A 23,314-nucleotide genomic window follows, 5' to 3' on the forward strand; every position below is an offset into this window, starting at 1 on the left:
AGGCGACCTTACGCGGCGACGGTGGCGGAGGGCAAGGGCAGGTCGCCGTCCGCCGCCACGCCGCCGCCCTCGGCCACCGCCACCGTGCTGCGCCCGCCGCCCAGCGGCGTGACGCGGACCTGCACGCCGATGCGGTCGACCATCGCCGGGACGTGGCTGATGACGCCCACCTGCCGGCCCGAGGCCTGCAGCGCCTCCAGGCACGACAGGGCGACGTCCAGGCTGTCGGGATCGAGGCTGCCGAAGCCCTCGTCGATGAACAGGGTGCCGATGCCGCCGGCCCCCGCCCCGGCCGCCCCCGTCCCCACCGCCATCGACGACAGGCCGAGCGCCAGCGCCAGCGACACCAGGAACATCTCGCCGCCCGACAGGCTGTGGACGCCGCGCACCTCGTCGCCCATCTCGCGGTCGACCACCTGGATCTCCAGGTCGGCCCCGGCCACCCGTTCCAGCCGGTAGCGCCGCGCCAGGTCGTCGAGATAGCGGTTGGCGTGCCCCAGCAGCACGTCGAGGCTCAGGCTCTGGGCGAAGTTGCGGAACTTGCGCCCGTCGTGGGAGCCGATCACCTGGGCCAGCGACGCCCACACCGCGTGGCTCGCCGTCTGCGTCTCCCACGCCCCGTCCATGGCGGCGCGGCGGGCGCGGCTGTCGGCGTCGGCGCGCAGCCGGGCCTCCAGCTCCGCCAGCCGGCCGCGTCCCGCATCGAGCGCCCGGACGGCGGCGGCCAGCGCCGCCTCGGCTTCGGCCGCGTCCGCCGCTGCCGCGGCGGTCCGGTCGCCGCCGTGCTCGACGCGCAGGCGCTGCCGCTCGGCCAGCCGCATCGCCGCCTCGCCCCGCGCCGTGTCGAGCGCGGCGAGCGCCCCCTCCTCCGCCGCCAGCCACGCCTCGTCGTGGGACAGGCGGCGGCGCGCCTCCTCCACCGAGAGGCCGCGCGCCCCGGCGTGCGCCGCCAGCACCTGGGCCGCCGCCGCCGCGTCGGCCGCGCAGCGCCGCGCCGCCTCGCCCCGCGTGGCGTGCTCCTGCTCCGCCGCCGAGGCCCGCGTCGCCGCGGCGTGGCGGGCGTGGGTCGCCTGCTCCAGGGCCTGCTCGGTGCGGCGGCGTGCGTCGGCCAGCCCGGCCTTGACCGCCGCCACCGGCTGCCCGTCGAGGAGGCCGGCGCGGTCCGTCCGCAAGGCGGCGAGGCGGGCGGCGAGGCCCTCGGCGCGGGCGCGGGCGCGCGCCTCGGCCGCCGCCGCGGCCTCCCCCTCGGCGGCCTTGGCGGCGGCCGCGGCGGTCTGGTCGGCGGCCTGGCGCAGCTTGGCCGCGTGGGCCTCCCGGTTGCGCAGGAAGGCGGCGGCGCGACTGGCGTAGCCGCTGCGGAAGGCGTCCGCGTCGCGGCGCAGCGCATCCTGCCAGCGCACCACGCCGGCGAACGGCGCCGCCAGCTCGGCCAGCGCCTCCTCCAGGTCGCGGCCGGCGCGGTCGCGGGCCGCCGCGGCCAGCGCGTGATCGTGGCGGGCGGCGGCGAGACGGCGGTCGGCCTCGTCCGCCGCCTCGGTCGCCGTGGTGCAGGCGGCTTCCCGTTCGCGCAGCGCCTTGACCGCCGCATCCAGCCGCCGGGCGTGGGCCAGCGCCGCCGCTTCCGCGGCCGCCAGCTCGGCGAGCGCGCCGTCGGCGGCGCCCAGCCGGTCGGCCACCGCGGCGGCCAACCCGTCGTCCCACGGCGCCGCCGGGAAGGGGCGGTCGCCACGGGATGCGCTCCACCGCCGCGCCAGGGCGTCGCGCTCGGCCGCCAGGGCGGCACGCTGGCGCTCCAGCACGGCGAGCCGGTCGCGGGCGGCCCGGGCGGCGGCCTCGTGCCCGCCGTGCGCGTTGACGAGCCGGTTGACCTCGCGCTTCAGCGCGTCGACCCGCTCCGCCTGGTCGTCGGCGACGCGGGACAGGGCGCTGCCCGGTCCGGCCCAGGGATGATGGTCGGAGCCGCAGACCGGGCAGGGCTCGCCGGGGCCGAGCTGGCGGCGCAGGGTCTCCACGTCCTCGCGCCGGGCGAGATGGAGACGGCGCAGCGCCGCCTCCGCCTCGGCCAGGGCCGCCTGCCGCCGCTCCAGCTCGGCGCGGGCCGAGGCGGCCGCCGCCTCGTCGGCGGCGGCGGAGTCGCCGAGCGCGCCGTGTTCCGCATCCGCCGCGGCGCCGTCACGAACGAGCCGGGCGGCGTCCTCGGCGAGGCGGGACAGCAGCGACAGGGCATCGCGCTCCCGCGTCGCCTCGGCGCGCTGGCGGCTGACCGCATCGAGGGCCGGCACCGCCTCGCCCTGGACGGCCGCCAGGACCGCCGCCGCCTCGTCGCGGGCGGCGCGGGCGGCGTCCCGCGCCGCCACGCGCGCGGCACGGTCGCGCTCCAGTCCGCCGACGGCCTCGGCCAGTCCGGCCAGCCGCGCCGCGCCAGCCGCCGCCGCCGTGCGCGCCTCGGCGTAGCGGACGAGCACCGCATCCCACCGGCCCCATTGTTCCGCCACGGGCGCCAGGGCCGTGTGCCCGGCGAGCCACTGCTCGAGGCGACCCGCCTCCTCCTGCAGGGCGGCGGCGGCGGCGTCGAGGGCGGCGCGCTCCTCCCCCCGCGTCCGGCGGTGCCGCGCCGCCTCCGCGTGCTCGCCGGCGGCGGCGGCGTGCTCGCCGGCCAAGGTGTCGATCCGGCCGTCCAGCGCGGCGGCCCGCTCCAGCTCCGGTTCCAGGTCGGCTTGGCGCCGGCAGGCCTGTTCGAAGCCGCGACGGGCCTGGGCGTGATGGTCCGCGGCCTGCTCCAGAGCGTGGCGGGCGGTGGCCAACACCTCGGCGGCCCGCGCCTCGGCGGCGGCCGCCTCGGCGGCGTCGCCGGCGCTGCGGTCGGCCGCATGGATCAGCGGGCGCAGCGGCTGGGCGAGGCGCACCGCCTCCACCGCCTGCCGGCGCGGCGCCGCCGTCTCGCACGCGGCCTGCGCCGCCGCGAGAGCCCGCTGCGCCTCCTCCTCGGCGGTGGCGAGCTGGCGGTCGCGGCGATGCCAGTCGACGACCCGGCGCGCCGCCTCCGCGACGCCCTCGCCGTCCGCCACCGCGCGCCGGGCGGCCTCCGCCTCGCCCTCCAGGACGGCGCGCTCCTCGTCCGGCAGCACGGCGATGGCGCCGCGCCGGGCGGCCAGAGCGTCGAGCGCGCGCTGCTCGGCGGCGCAGCGCTCGTGCGCGGCCACCGACAGGCGGGAATAGATCTCGGTTCCGGTGAGCAGTTCCAGCAGCGCCGAGCGGTCGCGCGCCGGCGCCTTCAGGAACGTGGCGAAATCCCCCTGGGCCAGCAGCACCGAGCGGCGGAACTGGTCGAAGCTGAGGCCGAGGCGGTCGCGGATCTCCGCCAGCACCTGCGTCTTGCCGTCGCCGTAGCGCTCCGCCCCGTCGCGGGAGGTCAGCGTCATCTCCTGCTTCTGCAGGCGGCCGCGGGCCTTCAGGCCGGCGCGGCGGATCGACCAGCGGGCGCGGTAGGCGGCGCCGTCGACGCCGACGAAATCGACCTCGGCCCAGCCGGAGCCGGCGCCGCGGCGCAGCACGGCGCGCACGTCGGTGGAGCGGATGGCGTCGGGATCGCCGTCGCGCCCCAGCAGCACCCCCTGCCCGTCCGGCAGGCGCGGGATGGTGTCGAAGAGCGCCAGGCACAGGGCGTCGAGGATGGTGCTCTTGCCGGCCCCGGTGGGGCCGGTGATGGCGAACAGCCCGGCCCGGCGCAGCGGGGCGGCGTCCAGCTCGACGGCGAAGGGCCCGTCGAGGCTGGCGAGATTGCCGCCGCGGATGGCGAGGATCCTCATGCGTCCCCCTGCACGGTCTCCAGGAGTTCGTGGAACGCGGCGACGAGGGCCGCGTCGGGGTCGCCGTCGTGCTGGCGCCGGTAGGCGAGGCGGAACACCTCGTCGGGCTGCAGCGCCGCCAGTTCCAGGCCGGGCGCGCTCTCGGCCAGGGCGTCGCCGCTGCCGGTGAGCTGCACCGCCAGCTTGAGGAGGCGCACCGGCCGGCCGTCCAGCACCGCCGTCACCTCGTCGCGCAGGCCGGGGCGCGGCTCGTCGAGCGCCACGCAGACCTCCAGGAACGGCCAGGCCTCCGCCGCCAGCGAATCGTCGAGGGACAGCGCCCGCAGCGCCGCCAGCGCCTCTTCGGGCGGCGCGAAGCGCCCCCGCCCGGGGACGCGGTGGACGGCGACGGCGCGCGGCACCGGCAGCGCCCGCCAGCCGGCCAGCCGGCCCGCGGCGAACTCGGCCAGCACCACCTGGTGGGGATAGGGCTCCTCGTCGAGGGCGAGGGGGATGGGGGAGCCGCTGTAGCGCACGCACTCCCGCCCGCCGACGCACTGCGGCCGGTGGAGATGGCCGAGCGCCACGTAGGCGGCGTCGGCGGGGAAGATGTCGCCGGGCAGGGCGTGCAGGTTGCCGCCGAGGATCTTGCGCTCGCTGAGCTCCGACACGGCGCCGCCGTGCATGTAGCAGTGGCCGGTGAGGACCAGCGCCTCCCCCGGCGCCAGCGCCGCCCGGCCGGCCGCGGCCGCGGCGGCGTAGAGGCGGCGCACCCCCTCGATCAGGGGGTCGACGCCGTCGCCCTCCTCCACCGCCGGCAGGTCGGCCGGGCGCAGGTACGGCACGGCGACGCAGCGCGCCGCCACCGCCCCGTCGGCGCCGCGCAGCGGGATCACGCGCTGCGCCGGATAGCCGCCCTGCCCGTCCGCCGCCGCCCCGCCGACGACGTGGACGCCCAGTTCGGTGAGCAGCGGCGACGGGGCCTCCAGCCGGCTGCCGCTGTCATGGTTGCCCGCCAGCACGACGATGTCGAGGTCGGGAAAGCGCCGTTTGGCGCGCGCCACGAACCGGTAGAACTGGGCGAGCGCCGGAATCGGCGGATTCTGTCCGTCGAAGACGTCGCCGGCCACCAGCAGCGCGTCGGCCGCGTGCTCGGCGATGCGGTCGAGCAGCCAGTCGAGGAAGCGGGCATGCTCGTACGTCCGGGCGACGCCGTGCAGCGTCTGACCGAGATGCCAGTCGGCGGTGTGGATGAGGCGCATGGTCCCAAGGGCAGCGGTGCGTTGCGGCGGAGTGTACGCGGGTCCCGCCGTGCGGCGCAACGCCGCCGCCCCGCCGGCGGCCTCACTCCAGCGTCACCCGCCGCGTCATGTCGACCACCGTCGCGCCGTCGCGGGTCAGCGTGTAGCGGCCGCTGTAGGTGCCGGGCGGCCAGCCGCCCGGCGGCGTCCGGCGCCCGGCGAAGGCGAAGGACGACACCTTGCTGTCGTCGATGGTGTCGCGGCGGTCGAAGACGGGCTTGCCGTCCGGCCCGTCGATGCGGAAGCGCTGCTCGTCGCCGGCGAGCACGCCCATGACGTCGGCCCAGAAGACCAGCGCCGCGCCGCCGCGCGGCAGCCGCTCCGACGCATAGTCGCCTTCGCGGGCATTTTCGACCTTTGGTTGTGATGCGGCGAAGCCGGCGACCAGCCCGGCGGTCGGCTGGTAGGCGAGGCGCTGCTGGGCGGCCGGCGTCCACATGGGATGGCGCGGCCCCTCGCAGCCCGGCGGGTCGTCGGTGCCGACGAAGGGATCGACGAAGGCGCCGTCGTGGCGCGCCTCGAAATGGACGTGCGGGAACTCGGTGTTGCCGGAGAGGCCGACCAGCCCCAGCGCCTGCCCGGCCGCCACCCGGTCGCCGGGCTTCACCCGCACGCTGCCACGCTTCATGTGGGCGTACTGGGTCTCCCAGCCGTCGTCATGGACGACGACCACGCTGTTGCCGGCGTCGCGCCCCTTCAGGGCGTCGCGGCCGATGGTGCGGACGTTGACGTCGTCCATGCCGTCGCGGATGGCGCGCACGGTGCCGGCGGCCGCCGCCAGGACCGGCACCCCGCGCTCCAGGGCCGGCATGTCGGCGACGCGGAAATCGGTTCCCTTGTGGCCGTCGTAGCTGAGGCGGCCGCAGGTGTAATCGGCCCGCCCCGGTCCGGGGTCCTGGTCGACGTAGTTCTGCACCCAGCAGGTCTTGCCAAGCGTGCAGTCGATGGGGATGTCAAACATCGGCTCCTCCGCCGCGGCGGGCGCCGCCGCGATGAGAAAGGCCAGTGGGGCGGCCCGGACGATCCGGCGCATGGGCAATCCTCGGTCATGGTCCGACGGAGGGCATGGTGCACACCCCGGCGCGCCGCGCAACCACCTTGGCCCCGTCATCCGGCGCCTGCCCTACTGAACGTCCGGCTGCGGCTCGGCGAACCAGCCCGGCAGCGGCGCCAGGCCGGCCGGCCACGTGCCGCCGCCCCGCGACACCCGTTCGAAGGCCGCCATCGCCTCGTCCTCGTCGACGCCGGGCCGGGCGGCGAGGTCGGCACGGGTCAGCCCGTCCACGGCGATCCGATCGTCGCGCAGGGCGACCCGCCCCTTCTTGATGTCGACGCCGACCTGCTTGCCGGCAACCATCGTGTCGTCCAGGGCGACGACGAGGATGCGGGCGTTGCCGCGGACGTCGACGAGGACGTCGGCCACCTCGCCCAGCCGTTCGCCGTTCCGGCCGACGACGGTGCGGCCGATCAGTTCCGGCGTCGCCGGCGGCGCCGGCGGTGGGAGGACGGCCACGCCGGGCGCGTCGCCGGCCGGGCCGGCCGGCGCCCCCTCGGCGGCGGCCGGCGCCCCGGACAGCACGCCGGCGATGCCGGCCGCCATGGCCGTCAGCCTCAGTCCCTTTCGCATGTCGGACCTCCTTGCGAAGCGGTGGCGACGGGTCGCCCCCCTTCAACGGCGGCCCGACCGACCTTGTTACGCGCGAAGGCCCGCCGCCCATGCGCGCAGGTCGCGCGCCAGACGGTCGATGACCGGCGCCCAGTCGCCCGCCTTCTCCTGATGGTAGAGCCGCAGGCTCGGGTACCAGGGGCTGTCGTCGCGGCCGGTCAGCCAGCGCCAGCAGCCGTCGAACCGGGACAGCACCCAGACCGGCTTGCCCATGCCCCCGGCGAGGTGGACCACCGACGTATCGACGCCGACGACCAGATCGAGATGGCTCACGAAGGCGGCGGTGTCGGCGAAATCGCCCACGCCGTCCATCCAGTCCACCAGCTCGAGGCCCGGCGGCGGTTCCTTCGCCTGGGCCGACGCGTCGTCGCCCTTCTGCAGGCTGTAGAAGCGCACCCCCGGCGTACCCGCCAGCGGCGCCAGCTGGGCCAGCGCGATGGAGCGGCGGCGGTCCACCGCGTTGGCGCCCGGCACCTCCTTGCGCGGGTTGCCGGCCCACACCAGGCCGACCCGCAGCCGGCCGTCGGCCGGCAGGCGGCCGCGCCACGTTTCAACTTCAGCGACGGGCGGGTGAAGGTAGGGGATCTCCGCCGGAATCGTCTCCAGCCGCGTGCCGAAGGCCAGCGGCAGGCTGAGCAGCGGACAGTGCACGTCGAAGGCGGGCAGGGGATCGCCCTTGGCGAGGATCTGCGCCACCCCCTGCCCCAGCATCGGCGCCAGCAGCCGCACCAGCGGCCCCTGCACCTCCAGCACCACCCGGGCGCCGCGGGCCGCCACCATCGGCGCGTAGCGCACGAAGTGCAGCGTGTCGCCGAGCCCCTGTTCGGCGTGCAGCAGGATGGTGCGCCCGGCGATGTCCTCGCCCGTCCACTGCGGCTGCGGGAAATCCCGCGGCGGCGTTCCCTTGTTGCGCCAGCGCCATTCGTACTTGGCCCAGCCCCGCGCGAAGTCGCCGCGCGCCAGCAGGGCCAGCGACAGGTTCCAGTGGGCGTCGACGTACTCCGCGTCGAGCCCCACCGCCCGGTCGAAGCTGGCGATGGCGCCGTCGAGATCGCCCTTGGCCTGGAAGGCGTTGCCCATGTTGTAGAAGGCGTAGGGCGGGGCGTTGCCCGGGGTGACGGCGCGGCGGTAGCACTCCATGGCGCCGTCGAGGTCGCCCTTGAACTTCAGCACCACGCCGAGGTTGATGAAGCCCTCGGGGAAGCCGGGCCGGACCGCCAGGGCGCGGTGGAAGGCCGCCGTCGCGGCGTCGAGCGCATCGCGTTCCTTGAGCGCGGCGCCCAGGTTGTTGAACGCCTCGGCGTAGTCCGGGCGCAGCGCCAGCGCCCGTTCGAGGGTGGGCACCGCCTCGTCCAGCCGCTCCAGTCCGGTGAGGGCCAGGCCGAGGTTGTTCCAGGCGTCGGCATGGCCCGGGGCGAGGCGCAGCGCGCGGCGGTAGAGCGGTTCGGCCTGCGCGCCCCGGTCGGATTCCCGCAGGGCGTTGGCGAAGCTGTACCAGCCGTCGGCGTGGTCGGGCCGCAGCGCGGCGGCGCGGCGCAGCGTCTCGGCGGCCTCCGCCGGCCGCCGGTGTTCCTTCTGCGCCACGCCGAAGTTGCAACGCAGGTCGGAGCGGTCGGGCTGCACGCGGACGGCGCGCGCGAAGGCGGCCAGGGTCCGCCCGCCGCCGGCCGGCCCGAGCGCCAGCCCGAGATTGTTCAGCGCCTCCGCGTGGTCGGGGCGGACCGCCAGCGCGCGCCGGAAGGCGGCCATGGCGCGCCCGTCCCGCCCGAGGTCGCGCAGCGTCAGGCCGAGGTTGTTGTGCGCCTCGGCGTTCTCCGGCTGGAGCCGGGCGGCGGCGGCGAAGCGGGCGGCCGCCTCCCCGGGCACGCCGGCGGCGCGCAGCGCGTTGCCGGTGTTGTAGTGGACGCCGGCGTTTCCCGGATCGATCATCAGTGCGTTGCGCAGACAGGCGACGGCCGCGCCGACCCTGCCCTGCGCGCGCAGCGCCGCGCCCAGGTTGGCCCGCGCCCCGACATGGCCGGGCCGGCGCGCCAGCACGCGGCGGTACAGGGCCTCCGCCTCGGCCAGGCGGCCGGCCTGGTGCTGCTTCACCGCGAGCGCCAGCAGCGCCTCCGGCGTGTCGGAGGCGGCGGGGGTGCTGCGGGGGGCGGAGACGGTGGTCATGCGCGGCGGGCTTCGCTGGGGCAGGGGGATTATTCGACGTCTAATCGCGGGATCGATCACATCGGGGAAGGCCCCCATGCGCGGCATGGGGAGGGTGGGGGCGAAGCGTGCATCGGCGCAGCCACTCGCGGGATCGATTAGACGTCTAATCGCCGATCATGGCGTCGATCTCGTCGCGCAGGTTCCGCAGCTCGTCCCGGCGGGCCTCGTCCAGCGGCACCCCGTCGCGATCGAGCGCGCGCAGGCGGAACACCGTCCGGCGCAGGTTGCGCAGCAGCGGATCGTAGGGCGGCACCGGGCCGGCGGCGACCGCCCCACCGTCCCTGCGGGCCTGCTTGGCCTGGCGGATCTCCTTGACCGTGAGGCCGTCGCCGGCCCGCGTCCACAGCGCCCGCTGCACGCCCGCGTCGCCCAGCTCGGCCAGCTCCATCAGCACGGAGACCGAGACGCCCGGGCGCGCCGGCACCTCATCCAGGATGTCGGCGGGCAGCTTGAGGATGCCCAGCAGGCGGGCGACGTATTCCTGGGAGCGGCCGATCAGCACCGCCGCCTGTTCCTGCACCAGCCCCTTGTCCTCGATCAGGCGGCGCAGCGACTGCGCCAGCTCGATGGGGTGCAGGTCGACGCGCTGGACGTTCTCCAGGAGCGCCAGCGCCTGGGGATCGTCGGTGTCGATGACGAGCGCCGGGATGGCCTCGCGCTCCAGGCTGTGGAAGGCCCAGTAGCGGCGCTCCCCCGCGACGATGCGGAAGCGGTCGGGCGCCACCTCCTGCACGTTGATCGGCTGCAGCAGGCCTCTCTGGGCGATCGAGGCGGCCAGCGTTTCAATATCAGCGTGCCGGGCGTCGCGCCGCGGCTGCTCGGGATTCGGCTCGACCTGGGCGAGCGGGATCTCGCGGTAGCGCATGCGGCTGGACAGGCCGAACAGGGCGGCGTTGGCCGCCGCCCCCGAAGCGGTGCCGGCGCGGCTCAGCGCCTTGCGGAACTGGGCGGTGTTGGACAGGTCGAGCTTACGCGCCATGGCGCACTCCTTCCTTGGCTAGCTCCAGGAGCGCGTCGGCGATCTCCTGGTAGCTCTCGGCTCCCGCCGAATTCGGGTTGATGGCGAGACCCGGCCGGCCGGCCATGACGCTCTTGGTGTAGTCGGCGGCGCGCTTCACCGGCGAGAACAATCGCAGGTTCTCCGCCGCCGCCAGGTCCCGCAGCTCGCTCATCACCTGCTCGTCCTGCAGGCGGCGCGGGCTGTACATGGTGGGCAGGATGCCAAGGATGCGCAGGTGGGGGTTCACCAGCTCGCGCACGCCGGCGATGGTCTCGAAGAGCTGGGGGATGCCCATCATCGACAGGAGCTCGGTCTGCGTCGGGATGAGGAGCTGGTCGGCGGCGTTCAGCACCGACACCGTCAGCTCGCCCAGGTGCGGCGGGCAGTCGAGCACGACGTAGTCGTAGTGGCCGGCGAGCTGGGCGATCTTGGCGCGCAGGATCAGGGTGCCGTTGGGCTGGCGCAGCAACTCGCGGTCGGTGGCCGCCAGGGAGATCGAGGCGGGCAGCAGATCGAAGGCGCCGTCGCACACCGGCGTCACGAACTCGCGCATCGGCCGTGTCGACTTCAGCGCGTGGGTCAGCGTCGCCTTGCCCAGCTCCTGCTCGTGCGGATCGGTGCCGAGATGGACGGTGGCGTTGGCCTGGGGGTCGCAGTCGATCAGCAGCACCCGGCTGCCGGCGGACGCCAGCAGCCAGGCGACGTTGACGCAGGTCGTCGTCTTGGCGACGCCGCCCTTCTGGTTGGCGGCGCAGAAGACGACGGGGGCGCCGCGCGCGGCGACGGCGGGGATGCCCACCGGCTCGGTCCCGTCCTTGAGCGCCGAGGCGACGATCTGCGGGATGCGTTCGGCCCCGGTTTCCCAGCGCGAGATCTTCGCCCGGTCGTAGCGGCGGCTCAGGCGTTCGTTGAGCCAGGAGACCAGCGCCTGCTGGTTCATGCCGCGCTGCTCTCGGTAGCTGCGCAGCTCCTCGCCCGTCATCTCGTGCGGCACGGGGGCCTCCTTCGCGTGGGAACGGCGCCACCTTCGGGTAGGTTGACGGTGTGTGTCAACTCCGGTGATGCACAGGTGACGACGGCCAGCGTGACGGCGGTTGACAGGGGCCGCAAATTGCGGGAAGCAGGATCACCGTCCCCCTTGCCAGCCGGGCCCCGCCAGCCATGACCCCCGCCGAATCCCTCAGCCTGATCGTCGAGCTCCTCGCCGCCAAGCTGCGCGAGAAGGGGCTGGAGCCGCCGGCCATCGACGCCGGCACCCGGCTGCTGGGCGGCGACCTCGGCATCGACTCGCTGGACCTCGCCACCGTCGTCGTGGAGCTGGAGGAGCGCACCGGCAAGGACCCCTTCCGCGAGGGCTTCGTCACCTTCCAGACCGCCGGCGAGCTGGCGGCGCTCTACGCCGCGGCACCGGGCTGAGCGCCATGGACGGGCCCGTCCGGCGCCTGACGGAAGGGGCGGGCGACCTCCTGGTCGACGACCGCCGGGTCGACGCCGCGGCGCTCGGCCGGCGCGTCACCGCCCTGGCGCAGCGGTTGCGGGCGGGCGGCTGCCACCGGCTCGCCGTCGCCACGGCCGAGGCCGACACGCTCGCCGCCGGGCTGCTCGCCGCACTCGCCGCCGGCGCCGACGCCGTGCTGCTGCGCGACCCGGCGGAGCCCGAGGGGCTGGAGCCGGGAGCGGTGCTGGGCGACGGCGACGCCCTGACCCTCCGGCCGGGCGGGGCAGGGCAGGGAAACGGCGAGGTGTGGCTGGCGACCTCCGGCACCACCGGCACGCCGAAGCTGGCGCGCCACCGCCTGCCCGCCCTGCTCGGCCGCATCCCCGAACGCCGGGTCGCGGACGGGCGGCGCTGGCTGCTCACCTACCACCCCGCCAGCTTCGCCGGGCTGCAGGTGCTGCTGACCGCGCTGTCGTCGGGCGCCGGGCTGGTGGCGACCGCCACCCCCTCGGTCGCCCGGCTGGCCGACGCGGCGCACCGCCACGCCCCGGGGTTCGCCAGCGGAACGCCGACCTTCTGGCGCGCCTTCCTGACCGCGCTGGGGCCGGACGCGGCGGCGGTGCCGCTCACCCGCATCACGCTCGGCGGCGAAGCCGCCGACCAGGGCACGCTCGACCGCCTCGCCGCGGCGTGGCCCGCCGCCGGGATCGCCCACATCTACGCCTCCACCGAGGCCGGGGCGCTGTTCGCCGTCAAGGACGGCCGGGCCGGCTTCCCCGCGGCCTGGCTCGACGGCGGCGTCGACGGCTGCGCCCTGCGCATCCGCGACGGCGTGCTGGAGGTGCGCAGCCCGCGCGCCATGCGCGGCTACGCCGGCGGGGGGCCGGCGTCCGGCTGGCTGGTCACCGGCGACCGGGTGGAGCGGGTGGGGGACCGCGTGCTGTTCCGCGGCCGCGCCGACGGCACCATCAACGTCGGCGGCGCCAAGGTCCAGCCCGAGGAGGTGGAGGAGGTGCTGCTGGCCCTGCCGATGGTCGCCGACGCCCGTGTCTACGGCCGCCGCAACCCGATCACCGGCGCCCTGGTGGCGGCCGAGGTGGTGCTGGTGCCGGGCAGCGACGAGGCCGAGGCGCGGCGCCTCCTGCTCGACCGGGCGCGGGCGCTGTTGCAGGATCACAAGGTGCCGCGCGTCGTCAACTTCGTCGCGGCGCTCGCCACCGGTGCCACCCACAAGAAGGCGCGGACATGACCGACCTCAACGCGCGCGCGGTCCTCGTCACCGGCGGCAGCCGCGGCATCGGCCTCGCCATCGTCGAACGGCTGCTGGCCGAGGGCTACCGGGTCGCCACCTGCAGCCGCAGCCGCAGCCCGGCCCTCGACCGGCTGGAGGCGGCGCACGGCGCCGCGCGGCTGCACCGGATCGCCTGCGCCATCGGCGACCCGGCGCAGGAGGAGGCGCTGTTCGCCGGCCTCGCGGAGTGGCTCGACGGGCAGGACCTCTACGGCCTCGTCAACAACACGGGCATCGCCGGGGAAGGGGTGCTCGCCACCTTCCCGACCGTCGACGCCGAGCAGCTGCTGCAGGTGAACCTGCTGGGCGCCCTGCGGGTGACCCGCCTGGCGCTGCGCCGGATGCTGCGCCAGCCCCCCGGCGGGAGGATCGTTTCCATCAGCTCCATCGTCGCCCAGCGCGGCTACACCGGCCTCGCCGCCTACGCCGCCAGCAAGGCCGGGCTCGACGGCATGACCCGCGCCCTGGCCCGCGAGGTCGGCCGCCGCGGCATCACCGTCAACGCCGTGGCGCCCGGCTACGTGGCGACCGAGCTGTCGGCCTCGCTGGGCGAGCGCCAGCGCGCCCAGATCGTCAACCGCACGCCGCTCGGCCGCCTGGCGGAGCCGGCCGAGGTGGCGGCCGTCGTCGCCTTCCTGGTGGGCGAGGACGCGCGCTTCATCACCGGACAGACGCTGGTGGTCGACGGCGGGATCACCTGTTGACGGGTGGCGGGACGCCCCTCTACAGCGCGATCGCAAAGGCCCGGAAGGACCGGCGCCCGGTCAGCTCGCGCACCACGCCGCGGTCGGCAAGGCGGGAGAGCAGGCCGCGCGCGGCGCGGTCGGTGAGGGCCAGGGCCGACGCCGCGTCCTCCGCGGTGAGCGCCGGCCGCTCGGCCAGCAGCGCGGCCAGCGCCGGCAGGCTGGAAGCCCGCCGCGGCGGACAGGCCAGCAGGATGGCGCGCTCCGCCGCCTCGAGTCTTCGCTGAAGTTGCAACCCCTCCTCGCTCGAACGGACCAGCGCCTCCAGCAGGCTGCGGGTCCACGCCGCATCGGCCGCAGGCCGGTAGCGGTCGCGGTGGCCGAGGAAGCCGGTGGCGACCGCCGCCACCGGCAGGGCGAGCCAGCCGCCGCGACGCAGCCACATCTCCGCCAGGATGCGCCCGGGGGCGCCGGCCACCGCGTCGGCGGCGCCGCTGCCGTGCCAGCGCGCCAGCACCGCCGCCGCCGCCACCGGCGGCGCGCGGTCGGCGAGGGCGCGCAGCGCGGCGCCGTCCAACGCCCGCTCGAGCGCTTCGCGCACCACGTGCGGCGTCGCCAGCCGGCCGGTCAGCCAGCGCACCCGCTCGTCCTCCACCGGCGCGCCCTTCAGGCGCAGGCGGGCGAAGGCGCCGAGCCGGCGCGGCGTGAAGATCTGGCGGGGCGTCCGCACGGCGGCGGAGCGCAGCATGCCGAGCACCCACCGCCCGGCGCCGAGGTCGACGTCGCCCGGGCGCGGCAGCGTATCAAGTTCAGCGAGCAGCAGGTCGTCGACATCCACCATGTCGCCGTCGAGGCGGGCCGAGGCCATCGCCTCGCGCAGCTGGCGCCGCGCCAGCCAGCCGCGCCGGCGGTGCTCCGGCAGCATCGCCACGGTGGCGTCGAGGCGCGCCAGCCCGGCCGCGGCGTCGGCCAGCAGCGCGGCGTCGGCGCCGTCCAACGGCGGAGGGGCCGGGGAGGGGACGGCGGGGCGGGCGGGCGGCGCACCGTCGGGGGAGCCGTTGGGCGCACCGTCGCGGGCGCCGTCGAGGGCGGCGTCGAATTCGTCGAGAAGGCGGTTGCCCATGGCGGGGCGTTCCCGTGGCGGCTTCGGCGACCCCTTGCATAGCCGACCGCCGGCCCCCCGTCAGCCCCGAAGCGGAGCGGCCGGCTCAGCGCCGCTCCGCCGCCTTGCCGAACTCCGCCGTCTGCATCTGGACGATGAGCTCGGGAAGCGGCGAGGGCGCCACCGACAGGATCTGGTAGCCGGCGCTGCGGGCGAAGCGCAGCATCGTCCGTTCCCGCGCCAGCCGCTCGTTCTCGGCGACCACCAGATAGGGCCGCGTCCCGCTCCACGGCAGGTTCCGGCCGGCCGCCTTGACGGTGACCAGCCAGACCTCGCCGAGACGCCCTTCGAGGCGGTCGAACACGTAGTAGCGCACCGGCCGCGCCTGGCGGCGTGCGGCGAGCATGCCCCTGACCCGCTCGAGATCCTGCTGCGCCTTCTCGACCGCCGCCTTCCACGATCGCAACTCGGCCTCCACGCGGCCGTTCGCGTCGCGACGCTCCGCGGCCTCGCCGGCGTGGCCCTTGATCTGGTCGACCAGCGCCGCGCGCTGGCGTTCGACCTCCCGGCGCTTGCGGCGCAGGCAGCGGTCGACGGCGACGTTGGCGGCGATCAGGGCGCCGAGGGTGAAGACGCCGACTACGCCGCCCATTTCGCCGCCCCCGCCGACGCGTCCGCCGATGCCCTGGCGTCGCGGATCGGCTTCAGCGGACGCGCGGCGAGCCCGCTGCGCGCCGTGAAGGCGGACGCGACGATCTCGCCGGCCTGATCGCGGGTGGCGGTCCACACCTCGGCGACGTTGGTGAACTTCCAGATGTCCTTGTGGAACACGACGTTCTTCGAGCTCACCTGGCCGAGCCCGGCGGGGCAGGAGACGGCGTAGCGGAAGCGGCGGTGCGCGGCGGCGGGCGCGCCGATCTCGTGCACCAGCTCCACCTGGACGGCGTCGAGCGCCTTCAGCGCGGCCACCGCGTCGCGGCGCGCGTCCTTCAGCGCCTGCAGGGCGCGCTTGCTCTGCTCCACGTCCGCACGCAGCTCCTGGGCGCGCAACTCCTGGGCACGAATCTGCCGCTTCTGGCGGGCCACGAGCTGGCGGCCCGAGGCCAGCCGGACCCGGGCGGCGATCAGCCGCACGGTGTCGACGACGGTCGCCAGGACCAGCGCCCCCGCCAGGGCGGCGGCGACGATCCAGACCACGACGTCCATGGCGAGATCGACGGTCGCATCCATGTCTCCCTCTCCCCCGTCAGGCGGCGACGGCGGCGCGCTCCAGGCGCCGCGCCATCTCCTCGTCGAAGGCGCCGGTCCGCCAGTCCTCGTTGGGCAGCACCCGGCGCGACTTGGGATGGGCGAGCTCGGCCAGGGAGGGCGCCTGGGTGGCGTTGAACTCGCTCTTGGGCACGATCGGCAGCAGGCGCATGATCTCGGCGACCCGCTGCGGCTTGATCTTGCCCTGCGCCACCGCATCGTCCCAGAGGTCGAACACGTAGGCCCAGCCGTCGAGCAGCCACGACAGCCGCTCCAGGTCGGCCTTGAGGGCGCGCACCTTGGCGTCCCAATGCACGAGGAAGGGCACGATGTCGCCGACGCCCTGGTCGGCCGAGCGGAACAGGTCCTGGCTGACGCCCAAGGTCACCTGCGCCACCTCCGCCATCTTCTGGCTGACGGCGCCGAGGTCGGCGCAGGCCACCGCGTCGCGGAAGGCGCCGAGGCGCTGCACCAGCCGGCGCAGGCCGCCGCGCTGGCCGTCGGCGTCGAAACCGACGGGCTGCAGCACGATGCTGAGTTCATGGATCCTGCCGAGGCAGTTCTGCGCCGAATCGCCGATGCAGGCGGCCAGCCGGCGGAAGGCCTCGCGGACGGCCGCCTGCCCCTCGGCCGAGTTCACGTAGTCCAGCGTCAGGGCGCGGCCGCGGACGTCGAGGCCGGTCAGCTCGATGACGCGGACCAGCAGATGATGCTTGGTCGTGACCTGCTCGTCGGCGGCGCACTCGATGGTGCGCCGGCCCAGCTCGATCATGTCGGCCCCGCCGAGGCCGCTGCGCGCCACCCGGTAGGCCGCCAGCCGGAAGCGGTCGGGCGTCGCCGCGCCGGAGAAGGAGATCTCGGCGTGCAGCGCCCGGTCGTGCAGGGTCAGGCGGAACAGGTCGGGGATGACGGCCCACGGCAGGACGTAGACGCAGCGCCCGCCGGAGAAGCCGTCGACCAGCACCTCCAGCCCACCGTCCCGTCCGCGGCGGACGCGGGCGTACTGCAGCGCCGGGGTGGTGAACGGCACGGTCGTCCCGCGCTTCTCGAAGGTCGAGGGCGAACCGTTGAGGAATGTGGCGTCCGTCAGTTCGAGGCTGTCCGGCATCGTGTTCTCTCCGAAGGACCGTCGTTCGGGCGTCTGCGTGCCATCGCCGATGGGGACACGGCCTCTCCCGTCGACGCCGCCCGTCCGCACCGGCACAACCAGAATTAGGGTAAGGACGGCACCAACGCTTCCCCCAAATCGGCATTACCCCCGCGGACGCATGGTGGTAGCCCGCGAAGCCATCTGACAGCACAGCCGCGGATACCAACATGGAGGACGTCGCCTCCCTTCTCCGACAGGACCGACCATGGCCGAGATCGCCGAGACCCTGGACATCGCCGCGCTTTCGGACGAGAAGGCGCGCAAGGTCTACGCCCTGGTGGAGATGATGCCGTCGGCGTCGGTCCGCACCGCCTTCCTCGGACGGATGCGCGACCACCTGCGGCGCATCCGTCCGCCGCGGCGGATCACCCCGCTGCGGGTGTTCTGCCAGCCGTTCGAGCCGCTGCTGTGCAACGCCGTGCCCAAGGCGGCACCCCTCGGCCACGTCCCCCGCGCCATCCTCCAGCCGCTGTGGACGCTGCTGGAAGGCCACGTCGCCGACCGGTCCGTCCTGCAGCGGCTGGAGCGGCTCGGGCTCGGGGTGCCGCCCGACGCCGACGCGCTGGAGCCGGCGTACGGCGCCTTCGAGGCGGCGCTGGCCGCGCTGGCGGAGCGGGCGGCGGCCGATCCCGGCCTGGCCGCGCGCGGCACGGCGGTCCAGGCCGACTTCTGGCAGCTGGTGGCGGACATCCTCGCCGTCTACCGCATGCGCGGCCATCTCGCCGAGGCGAAGCGCCACATCGTCGCGGCCAGGGCCATGGGCGACGACGGCGGGGCCTGCGCCCGGACGGTGTCGGACCTCGCGCTGGACGCCACCGACGGCGGCCGGGAACGGCGCCGGCTGATGCTGTTCTTCCTCTGCCTGATCCTCGGCGGCGACACCGCGCCGTACATGAACGGCGTCGTCGACGCCCTCGCCGCCGCCATCGACCCGGCGAACCGCGAGGTGGTGGACGAGCTGTGCCTGAACGTCGCGACCCGCGAGGGCGAGCGGATCGACCGCCTGCTGCGCATCCCGGTGGAGACGCCGGAACAGCTTCTCGACGCCGCCGACAGCGTGCAGCAGACCCTGGACTCCCTGCGGTCCCTGCGCGGCGTCTCCGGCCGCCAGGGCCGCCGCGTCGCCCACCGGGTGAGGGAAGCCCAGCGCCAGCTGCGCGCGTTCCTGGACGAGCGCTTCCTCGCCGCCGTCGCCGAGAACATCCGCACCTTCTCCGCGGCGTCCGCCGCCGATCTGCCGTCGGCCGACGACCTGGAGGACCTCTCGCGCACGGTGCAGGCGCTGGCCCAGGTGCAGACCGCCGCCAAGGAGGTGCAGCTCGACGCCACCTACCAGGCCCAGGTCGACCAGCTTCGCGCCCGGGTCCACGCCCGGGTGGCCCGCGCCATGGCGGCGCGGCTGGACACCCCGGAGCCGGCCAAGCGGTCGGCCCTGTCGGTCGCGGCCGGCATCGTCCGTTCGCTGGAGCCGGTCTGCCCGCCCGACAGTCTGGTGGCCATGCTGGAGGACTGCACCGGGCGCGCCGGGGTGGCGCTGGGCGCGTCGCGCGAGCGCTTCCTGGTGTCGTTCGTCCGCTACGTCAACGCCGACGTCGGCCGGGGCGGCGACCGGGACGGCGACCGCGCGTGACCGGACGCCCCGCGGCGGCCGCTCGGCCCGGGCGGCGGCGCGGGCGGGCGGTGCGCAGGGGCCGCCGAATTGCGACAACCGCCGCGTCCCCATCGAGGCGCCTGCGGCGGCTTCACAGGGTGGATCTTCGGATGGGCAACTTGCCTTTTCCTGCTTGGAAGAAACCAGCGATACGGAAACTGGAAAGCAATTGATTTCCGCATCACCCCGGCCATGCCGGGACACGATCATCGAGCGCCGCCGACGCCGAGGCACGGCAGGACCGCCGCCACCTGCCGGTGAACCGCCGTCCGGCATGCGGCAGGCGACGCGTCACTCCCTCCGATCATAGCGAACCCGTGCCGTGCGGAATGCCTCCGCGTTGTCGATGACCCAGGTCCACAGCGGGATCATGCCGACCAGCAAGCCGCGGCCGAGATCGGTGAGGCCGTACTCCACGCGCGGCGGCACTTCCCCGTAGTCGTGCCGGGCAATCAGCCCGTCGCGCTCCAGCTGGCGCAGCGTCCGCGTCAGCATGCGCTGCGTCACGCCGTCCAACCGCCGCGCGAGAGCCGCGTGGCGCAAGGTTCCGTCCGCCCCGAGCGCGTACACCACGGCCAGCGACCAGCGATTGCCGGCGTGGGCCAATATCTCGCGCTTCAGACCGTCGTCGGCTTCGCTGAGCGCCTCGCAGGCTTCCTTGGAACGGCGAATGACGTCGGAGAAGTCCGGATGATCTTGCAGTATCAAAGCTGTGCCTTCTTCTGCTCGTGTTGTCGATGGACCATGTTGGTGGCTCCCAAGGAGACACGAACATGTCAGATAGCATCACCACCGACGATTCCATCCTCGTACTCGGCGCCGGCGAACTTGGAACGGCGGTGCTGGTGGAGCTTGCCCGGCTTCGCGGGCTGGGCCGCGTTCCGTCCATTTCCGTACTGCTGCGATCGGCACACGGCGATCAGATCCCCGCCCTACGCGCGCTCGGCGTCGACGTCGTCGAAGCGGATCTCGCGACGACGGGCGTCGCCGAACTGGCCGCGATCTTCGCGCGTTTCACCCAGGTCATCTGCTGCACCGGCTTCGTCGGCGGACCAGGCACCCAACGCAAGATCACGGCGGCCGTCCTCGCGGCGGGCGTCGCCCATTATGTGCCGTGGCAGTTCGGCGTCGACTATGACGTGGTCGGCCGGGGCAGCGGCCAGGAGGTGTGGGACGAGCAGCTCGACGTCCGCGACATGCTGCGCGCCCAATCGGCGGTGACGTGGACGATCCTGTCCACCGGCATGTTCACCAGCTTCGTCTTCCTGCCCGCGTTCGGCCTGGTCGATCTGCAGCGCAACCGGGTCCATGCGCTCGGCGACTGGGACCATCGGCTGACCGTCACCACGCCGGAGGATATCGGGCGCCTGACCGCCCTGGCGGTCGCCTCCCGCCCGATGGTCGACGGCCGCATCCTGTTCGTCGCCGGCGACACCTTCACCTACCGCCAGCTCGCGGACACGGTCGACCGGGTTCTCGGCCGCAGCGTCGAACGCGTCCTCTGGACCGTGCCCGAACTGGAGGCCGAGGTGTCGGCCCATCCCGACGACGCCATGCGCAAGTATCGGCTCGCCTTCGCGCGCCCGGAGGGTGTCGCGTGGCCGGTCGACAGGACCTTCAACGCCGAGCGGCAACTGGCGGTCGTCGACCTGGCGACCTGGCTGCGACGGTGGCGCGATTGCGACGGAACGCCAGCCCCGGACTGGACGGTCGAGGCGGTGCACGACGATCGCGCGGTGCGGATGGCCCTGCCCGAGGAAATCATAGGCCCGCCGGGGACAGGCGACGACGCCGTCGCGGCGACCGCCCGGAGCTACTACGGCTTTTGGAACAATGGCAGCGAGCTTCTCTTCAACGAGACGGTCTCGCCCGGTTGCGTCGATCACACGCTCCCGGCCGGCCGGCCGCAGGGACCGGCCGGCCTGATCGCCGCGCAACGCAGGTTTCGCGCGGCCTTCCCCAACGGCCGCGTCCATGTCCTGCAGCAGATCGTCGCCGGCGACCGCGTCGTCAGCCTGCTTCGCGTCACCGGCCGCTTCCTCGGCCAGCGCGACGGCACCCAGGGGAGAGGCCAGCGGATCGACTATCTCGCGACCGACATCATGCGCATCGTCGATGGCAGGATCACCGACACCTGGCACGTCGAGGACCACGAGAGCCTTCACCGCCAGCTTCGATGACGCACGATCGGCAGCGCCATGGCGAGACGCCGACGGCGCCGCTCGGCCTGCGGCAGCCGTCGTGCGGAGGAGACAGGGGAGCCGAGATGTCGCTGACGGCAGCGGTTCGCGGCGGCGAGTTCGCGACGGCGATCTCGCGACGGCATCAGCCAAGGCGGTGGCGCCAGGTCCAAGGCGGCTGGTCCCATCGGTCCGCCCGGTCGCTCCTCCGCTCCCACGGTCCCGGCGACGGGAAACCCCCGTTCGGGTCGGGCCGGCGCGCACCGGTCTTCGACCGCCCGACCCTATGCGGCATGCCGGGCGGACCGCGTCAGAGCGGCACGCGCCAACGCCACCAGCAGGTCGGTCTGGGTCACGATGCCGAGGAGCGCCTGTTGAGGGTCGACGATCATGACTTCGTGCACCCGCCCGTCCGACAGATGTCGGAGCAGGTGAAAGGCCGGCGTGTCCGGCCGCGCGGTGATCGCGGGTACCATGATGTCGGCAATGCGCAGGCCGGGGCGGGCAAGCTGCCCATGCCCGACCATGCCGACCACGGCGGACCGCGCGTCGACAACGGGCAGCGTCCGGAAGCCGTGGGCCACGAGCTTCTCCCGCGCCACGCTCGGCACCTCGTCCATGCCCACCGCAACGACGGCACGTGACATGATGTCGGCCGACCGGATGTCCGGCTTCAGTCTCTCCATCGCCCGGAGTTCGGCTTGCAGGAACAGGGTCTGGAGGTCCTCGCTGCTGATGTCGAGGGCCTCGCCGAAGTCCTCGATGGCCTCATCGAGATCGTCCGTCGTGATCCCGACCCGCATCTGAGGCGGCGGATCGGCCGTGGCATGCGAGCCGACCGGCTTGGCCGCCGTGACATGCGGATAGGAGTGCCCCGAGAATCGGTGGAACGCCCAACCGGCGGCCACCATGAGCGCCGAGTTGATGGCGACCGGCGACAGGACGAAGTCGAACCCGGGGCCGATCACCTGCGGGCCGGCCAGCACGGCCGTCAGCGCCGCCGCCCCGCCCGGCGGGTGCAGGCATCGCGTCACCGACATCACGGCGATCGCCACGGCAACGGCTAGAGCACCGGCGAGCATGGGATCGGGAATGAACCGCGCCACCAGAACGCCGACCAGAGCGGAAAGCGTGTTCCCCCCGATGATCGGCCACGGCTGAGCCAGCGGACTGGACGGGATGGCGTACAGCAGGACGGCGGTCGCCCCCATGGGGGCGACGAGCGCCGGGGAACTCAGGACATTGCGACATATGAGTCCCGTCAGGGCGATGCCGAGCAGGGCACCGCCGCAACCGACGAGGCGATCCTGCAGGTGCGCCCCTGCCAGGATCGGTCGGAACAGGGCAGACCGCGATTTCATCGGCCACACCGCACGTCGTTTGCCGCGTTCTGATCGAAGCGCATCGTTTCGATTCCCCTTCTTCTTGGGATTTGCGGATGCTCTGCAATTTTCATCGCCGGATCGAGAGCGAAAGGAACAATTATCGGCGCATGAGGAAGACACAAGCGACCGACGCCATTATGATCGCCGCAGTCAACACCACATCGTCGACGCATTTATTTTTCTCAATGGCGTAAATCACCAACCAACCGGCACAACACACCAATGTCAGGAGAACGAATCGGCCCGGCGCCATCTTTTTCACAGCAGGCTCCCGAGGGCTGTTCTGCTGGCAGGGCAGCATATCCGCCTCCTTGCTTGTCTCTATGGCGTCATCGTCTGTCTCTACCCGGCACTGGCTGAGGTGAGGCCCGTCTCGACAGAGTGCGGCCACAGGCCGATGCCGCCATTCGTGCGTCGACATCGCCCGGGACCCCGGCTCCTTCTCCCCGCGGTCACGGCAAGCCGACGTCACGGAGGCGACCCTACGACCTGAAGTTAACTTGAGGTCAAGGGCCGTTTCACCGGGCGGCGCCCCTCGCTCCCCAAAGGACCGGCCGCGGGCACCGGGACGGCGGCCGGATTGCCGCTCGAAGCTCGGCCAAGGCCGGGCATCCCCCTGCCGACACGCTGTCCAAGGCGGATCACGCGAATTTCGACCTTGACCTCAAGTTAACTTGAGGCTGCAGGCTGGACTCGACCGCTTGGCCGCACTTGCGGAAGCCGCCGCGCTCATGGGGGGTGAGGCGGCACGCTCGAACGTGAAGGGAGGCTGCCGTGATCTCTCCGACGTCGGTCGATTGGGCGACGCTCAACACGCTCCGCGCAACGCCCGGACCCGGGGTGTTGACGCCCCCCGCTTCACTGCTCGCGATCACGACCGTCGCGAAGATGAGGGCCGCCGTCGTGCGGCCGTCCCTGTGCGAATTGGTCAAGCAGGGATACGTGCAGGAATACATAACCCAGTACGGGAGAACCTATGCTCGCACGAAGAAAGGAGACCAGAGGATCCTCGAGATCAAGAACTGGCTCAAATAGGGACGCCTGATCGCATCCTGTGATGGCCGGCCGGCCACATCAGACGCAGGCGCCCTCACAAGCCCCGACGACGTATGGTGGCGAAACCGGTGGGGAGGTTATCGGAATGAAGAGAGCTCTTGAAGGTGTGCGCATTCTCGACTTTACCCATGTTCAGTCGGGTCCCACCTGCACGCAGCTTCTGGCGTGGT

The 23,314-nt window shown here is 74.0% G+C and carries 19 protein-coding genes; 6 read left to right on the forward strand and 13 right to left on the reverse strand.

Annotated elements, in window-relative coordinates:
* Positions 1 to 8: 8 nt before the first annotated feature.
* From ACSBPG_RS29050 to ACSBPG_RS29080, 7 genes are all read right to left on the reverse strand, one after another.
* Entirely contained in the window at positions 9 to 3,809 is a 3,801-nt protein-coding gene (locus ACSBPG_RS29050) for an AAA family ATPase (protein ID WP_435540740.1), read from the reverse strand.
* Positions 3,806 to 5,050, reverse strand: coding sequence for an exonuclease SbcCD subunit D C-terminal domain-containing protein (locus tag ACSBPG_RS29055; protein WP_435540741.1), 1,245 nt, complete (start codon positions 5,048 to 5,050; stop codon positions 3,806 to 3,808). Before ACSBPG_RS29055 ends, ACSBPG_RS29050 begins: the two co-directional genes overlap by 4 nt.
* Positions 5,051 to 5,132: 82 nt before the next feature.
* Positions 5,133 to 6,050: a M23 family metallopeptidase gene (locus ACSBPG_RS29060; RefSeq protein ID WP_435540742.1), complete on the reverse strand. Its 918-nt coding sequence runs from the start codon at positions 6,048 to 6,050 to the stop codon at positions 5,133 to 5,135.
* Positions 6,051 to 6,212: 162 nt separating this feature from the next.
* Complete coding sequence (locus tag ACSBPG_RS29065; RefSeq protein WP_435540743.1) at positions 6,213 to 6,716, reverse strand: PRC-barrel domain-containing protein; 504 nt, start codon at positions 6,714 to 6,716, stop codon at positions 6,213 to 6,215.
* Positions 6,717 to 6,782: 66 nt separating this feature from the next.
* Entirely contained in the window at positions 6,783 to 8,918 is a 2,136-nt protein-coding gene (locus tag ACSBPG_RS29070; RefSeq protein ID WP_435540744.1) for a tetratricopeptide repeat protein, read from the reverse strand.
* 145 nt (positions 8,919 to 9,063) lie between these two features.
* A complete protein-coding gene (locus ACSBPG_RS29075) occupies positions 9,064 to 9,939 on the reverse strand; it encodes a ParB/RepB/Spo0J family partition protein (protein WP_435540745.1) in 876 nt (291 codons plus the stop codon).
* Positions 9,929 to 10,954 carry an AAA family ATPase gene (locus ACSBPG_RS29080; RefSeq protein WP_435540746.1) on the reverse strand — a complete coding sequence of 342 codons (1,026 nt, stop codon included), beginning with the start codon at positions 10,952 to 10,954 and terminating at the stop codon, positions 9,929 to 9,931. The genes ACSBPG_RS29075 and ACSBPG_RS29080 overlap by 11 nt, the downstream gene beginning before the upstream one ends.
* A gap of 167 nt (positions 10,955 to 11,121) precedes the next feature.
* Here ACSBPG_RS29080 and ACSBPG_RS29085 point away from each other — a divergent pair, with 167 nt between their 5' ends.
* From ACSBPG_RS29085 to ACSBPG_RS29095, 3 genes are read left to right on the forward strand one after another with little or no spacing between them, the layout of a single operon-like run.
* The gene (locus ACSBPG_RS29085; protein WP_435540747.1) at positions 11,122 to 11,376 is read left to right on the forward strand and encodes an acyl carrier protein; all 255 of its coding nucleotides are present in this window, start codon (positions 11,122 to 11,124) and stop codon (positions 11,374 to 11,376) included.
* A gap of 5 nt (positions 11,377 to 11,381) precedes the next feature.
* The gene (locus ACSBPG_RS29090; RefSeq protein ID WP_435540748.1) at positions 11,382 to 12,647 is read left to right on the forward strand and encodes an AMP-binding protein; all 1,266 of its coding nucleotides are present in this window, start codon (positions 11,382 to 11,384) and stop codon (positions 12,645 to 12,647) included.
* On the forward strand, positions 12,644 to 13,393 hold the full coding sequence (locus ACSBPG_RS29095; protein WP_435540749.1) for an SDR family NAD(P)-dependent oxidoreductase: 750 nt from the start codon (positions 12,644 to 12,646) through the stop codon (positions 13,391 to 13,393). The genes ACSBPG_RS29090 and ACSBPG_RS29095 overlap by 4 nt, the downstream gene beginning before the upstream one ends.
* 19 nt (positions 13,394 to 13,412) lie before the next feature.
* Here ACSBPG_RS29095 and ACSBPG_RS29100 read toward each other — a convergent pair whose 3' ends face one another.
* From ACSBPG_RS29100 to ACSBPG_RS29115, 4 genes are all read right to left on the reverse strand, one after another.
* The gene (locus ACSBPG_RS29100; RefSeq protein WP_435540750.1) at positions 13,413 to 14,495 is read right to left on the reverse strand and encodes a helix-turn-helix domain-containing protein; all 1,083 of its coding nucleotides are present in this window, start codon (positions 14,493 to 14,495) and stop codon (positions 13,413 to 13,415) included.
* 85 nt (positions 14,496 to 14,580) lie between these two features.
* Positions 14,581 to 15,126, reverse strand: coding sequence for a hypothetical protein (locus tag ACSBPG_RS29105; protein WP_435540751.1), 546 nt, complete (start codon positions 15,124 to 15,126; stop codon positions 14,581 to 14,583).
* Positions 15,114 to 15,704 (reverse strand): hypothetical protein, encoded by a 591-nt coding sequence (locus tag ACSBPG_RS29110; RefSeq protein WP_435540752.1) that lies wholly within the window; start codon positions 15,702 to 15,704, stop codon positions 15,114 to 15,116. The genes ACSBPG_RS29105 and ACSBPG_RS29110 overlap by 13 nt, the downstream gene beginning before the upstream one ends.
* A 16-nt stretch (positions 15,705 to 15,720) precedes the next feature.
* Positions 15,721 to 16,830 (reverse strand): hypothetical protein, encoded by a 1,110-nt coding sequence (locus ACSBPG_RS29115; protein ID WP_435540753.1) that lies wholly within the window; start codon positions 16,828 to 16,830, stop codon positions 15,721 to 15,723.
* A 247-nt stretch (positions 16,831 to 17,077) separates the two neighbouring features.
* On the opposite strand from ACSBPG_RS29115, the gene ACSBPG_RS29120 reads away from it, so the two are divergent.
* On the forward strand, positions 17,078 to 18,502 hold the full coding sequence (locus ACSBPG_RS29120) for a hypothetical protein (protein WP_435540754.1): 1,425 nt from the start codon (positions 17,078 to 17,080) through the stop codon (positions 18,500 to 18,502).
* Positions 18,503 to 18,814: 312 nt separating this feature from the next.
* Here the strand turns inward: ACSBPG_RS29120 and ACSBPG_RS29125 are convergent, their stop codons facing one another.
* Positions 18,815 to 19,231 (reverse strand): winged helix-turn-helix transcriptional regulator, encoded by a 417-nt coding sequence (locus ACSBPG_RS29125; protein WP_435540755.1) that lies wholly within the window; start codon positions 19,229 to 19,231, stop codon positions 18,815 to 18,817.
* A 65-nt stretch (positions 19,232 to 19,296) separates the two neighbouring features.
* Here ACSBPG_RS29125 and ACSBPG_RS29130 point away from each other — a divergent pair, with 65 nt between their 5' ends.
* Positions 19,297 to 20,703, forward strand: coding sequence for an ester cyclase (locus ACSBPG_RS29130; RefSeq protein ID WP_435540756.1), 1,407 nt, complete (start codon positions 19,297 to 19,299; stop codon positions 20,701 to 20,703).
* A 284-nt stretch (positions 20,704 to 20,987) separates the two neighbouring features.
* On the opposite strand, the gene ACSBPG_RS29135 is transcribed toward ACSBPG_RS29130, so the two are convergent.
* Positions 20,988 to 22,064 (reverse strand): HPP family protein, encoded by a 1,077-nt coding sequence (locus ACSBPG_RS29135; protein WP_435540757.1) that lies wholly within the window; start codon positions 22,062 to 22,064, stop codon positions 20,988 to 20,990.
* A gap of 798 nt (positions 22,065 to 22,862) precedes the next feature.
* Here ACSBPG_RS29135 and ACSBPG_RS29140 point away from each other — a divergent pair.
* Entirely contained in the window at positions 22,863 to 23,123 is a 261-nt protein-coding gene (locus tag ACSBPG_RS29140; protein ID WP_435540758.1) for a hypothetical protein, read from the forward strand.
* Positions 23,124 to 23,314 lie beyond the last annotated feature (191 nt).

This window comes from Azospirillum sp. ST 5-10, assembly GCF_051225715.1.
Taxonomy (GTDB): Bacteria; Pseudomonadota; Alphaproteobacteria; order Azospirillales; family Azospirillaceae; genus Azospirillum.

Coding starts and splice junctions, on each gene's coding strand:
- ACSBPG_RS29050 (WP_435540740.1), bottom strand. CDS start 3,809: ATGAGGATCCTCGCCATCCGCGGCGGCAATCTCGCCAGCCTCGACGGG.
- ACSBPG_RS29055 (WP_435540741.1), bottom strand. CDS start 5,050: ATGCGCCTCATCCACACCGCCGACTGGCATCTCGGTCAGACGCTGCAC.
- ACSBPG_RS29060 (WP_435540742.1), bottom strand. CDS start 6,050: ATGTTTGACATCCCCATCGACTGCACGCTTGGCAAGACCTGCTGGGTG.
- ACSBPG_RS29065 (WP_435540743.1), bottom strand. CDS start 6,716: ATGCGAAAGGGACTGAGGCTGACGGCCATGGCGGCCGGCATCGCCGGC.
- ACSBPG_RS29070 (WP_435540744.1), bottom strand. CDS start 8,918: ATGACCACCGTCTCCGCCCCCCGCAGCACCCCCGCCGCCTCCGACACG.
- ACSBPG_RS29075 (WP_435540745.1), bottom strand. CDS start 9,939: ATGGCGCGTAAGCTCGACCTGTCCAACACCGCCCAGTTCCGCAAGGCG.
- ACSBPG_RS29085 (WP_435540747.1), top strand. CDS start 11,122: ATGACCCCCGCCGAATCCCTCAGCCTGATCGTCGAGCTCCTCGCCGCC.
- ACSBPG_RS29090 (WP_435540748.1), top strand. CDS start 11,382: ATGGACGGGCCCGTCCGGCGCCTGACGGAAGGGGCGGGCGACCTCCTG.
- ACSBPG_RS29095 (WP_435540749.1), top strand. CDS start 12,644: ATGACCGACCTCAACGCGCGCGCGGTCCTCGTCACCGGCGGCAGCCGC.
- ACSBPG_RS29100 (WP_435540750.1), bottom strand. CDS start 14,495: ATGGGCAACCGCCTTCTCGACGAATTCGACGCCGCCCTCGACGGCGCC.
- ACSBPG_RS29105 (WP_435540751.1), bottom strand. CDS start 15,126: ATGGGCGGCGTAGTCGGCGTCTTCACCCTCGGCGCCCTGATCGCCGCC.
- ACSBPG_RS29110 (WP_435540752.1), bottom strand. CDS start 15,704: ATGGATGCGACCGTCGATCTCGCCATGGACGTCGTGGTCTGGATCGTC.
- ACSBPG_RS29115 (WP_435540753.1), bottom strand. CDS start 16,830: ATGCCGGACAGCCTCGAACTGACGGACGCCACATTCCTCAACGGTTCG.
- ACSBPG_RS29120 (WP_435540754.1), top strand. CDS start 17,078: ATGGCCGAGATCGCCGAGACCCTGGACATCGCCGCGCTTTCGGACGAG.
- ACSBPG_RS29130 (WP_435540756.1), top strand. CDS start 19,297: ATGTCAGATAGCATCACCACCGACGATTCCATCCTCGTACTCGGCGCC.
- ACSBPG_RS29135 (WP_435540757.1), bottom strand. CDS start 22,064: ATGAAATCGCGGTCTGCCCTGTTCCGACCGATCCTGGCAGGGGCGCAC.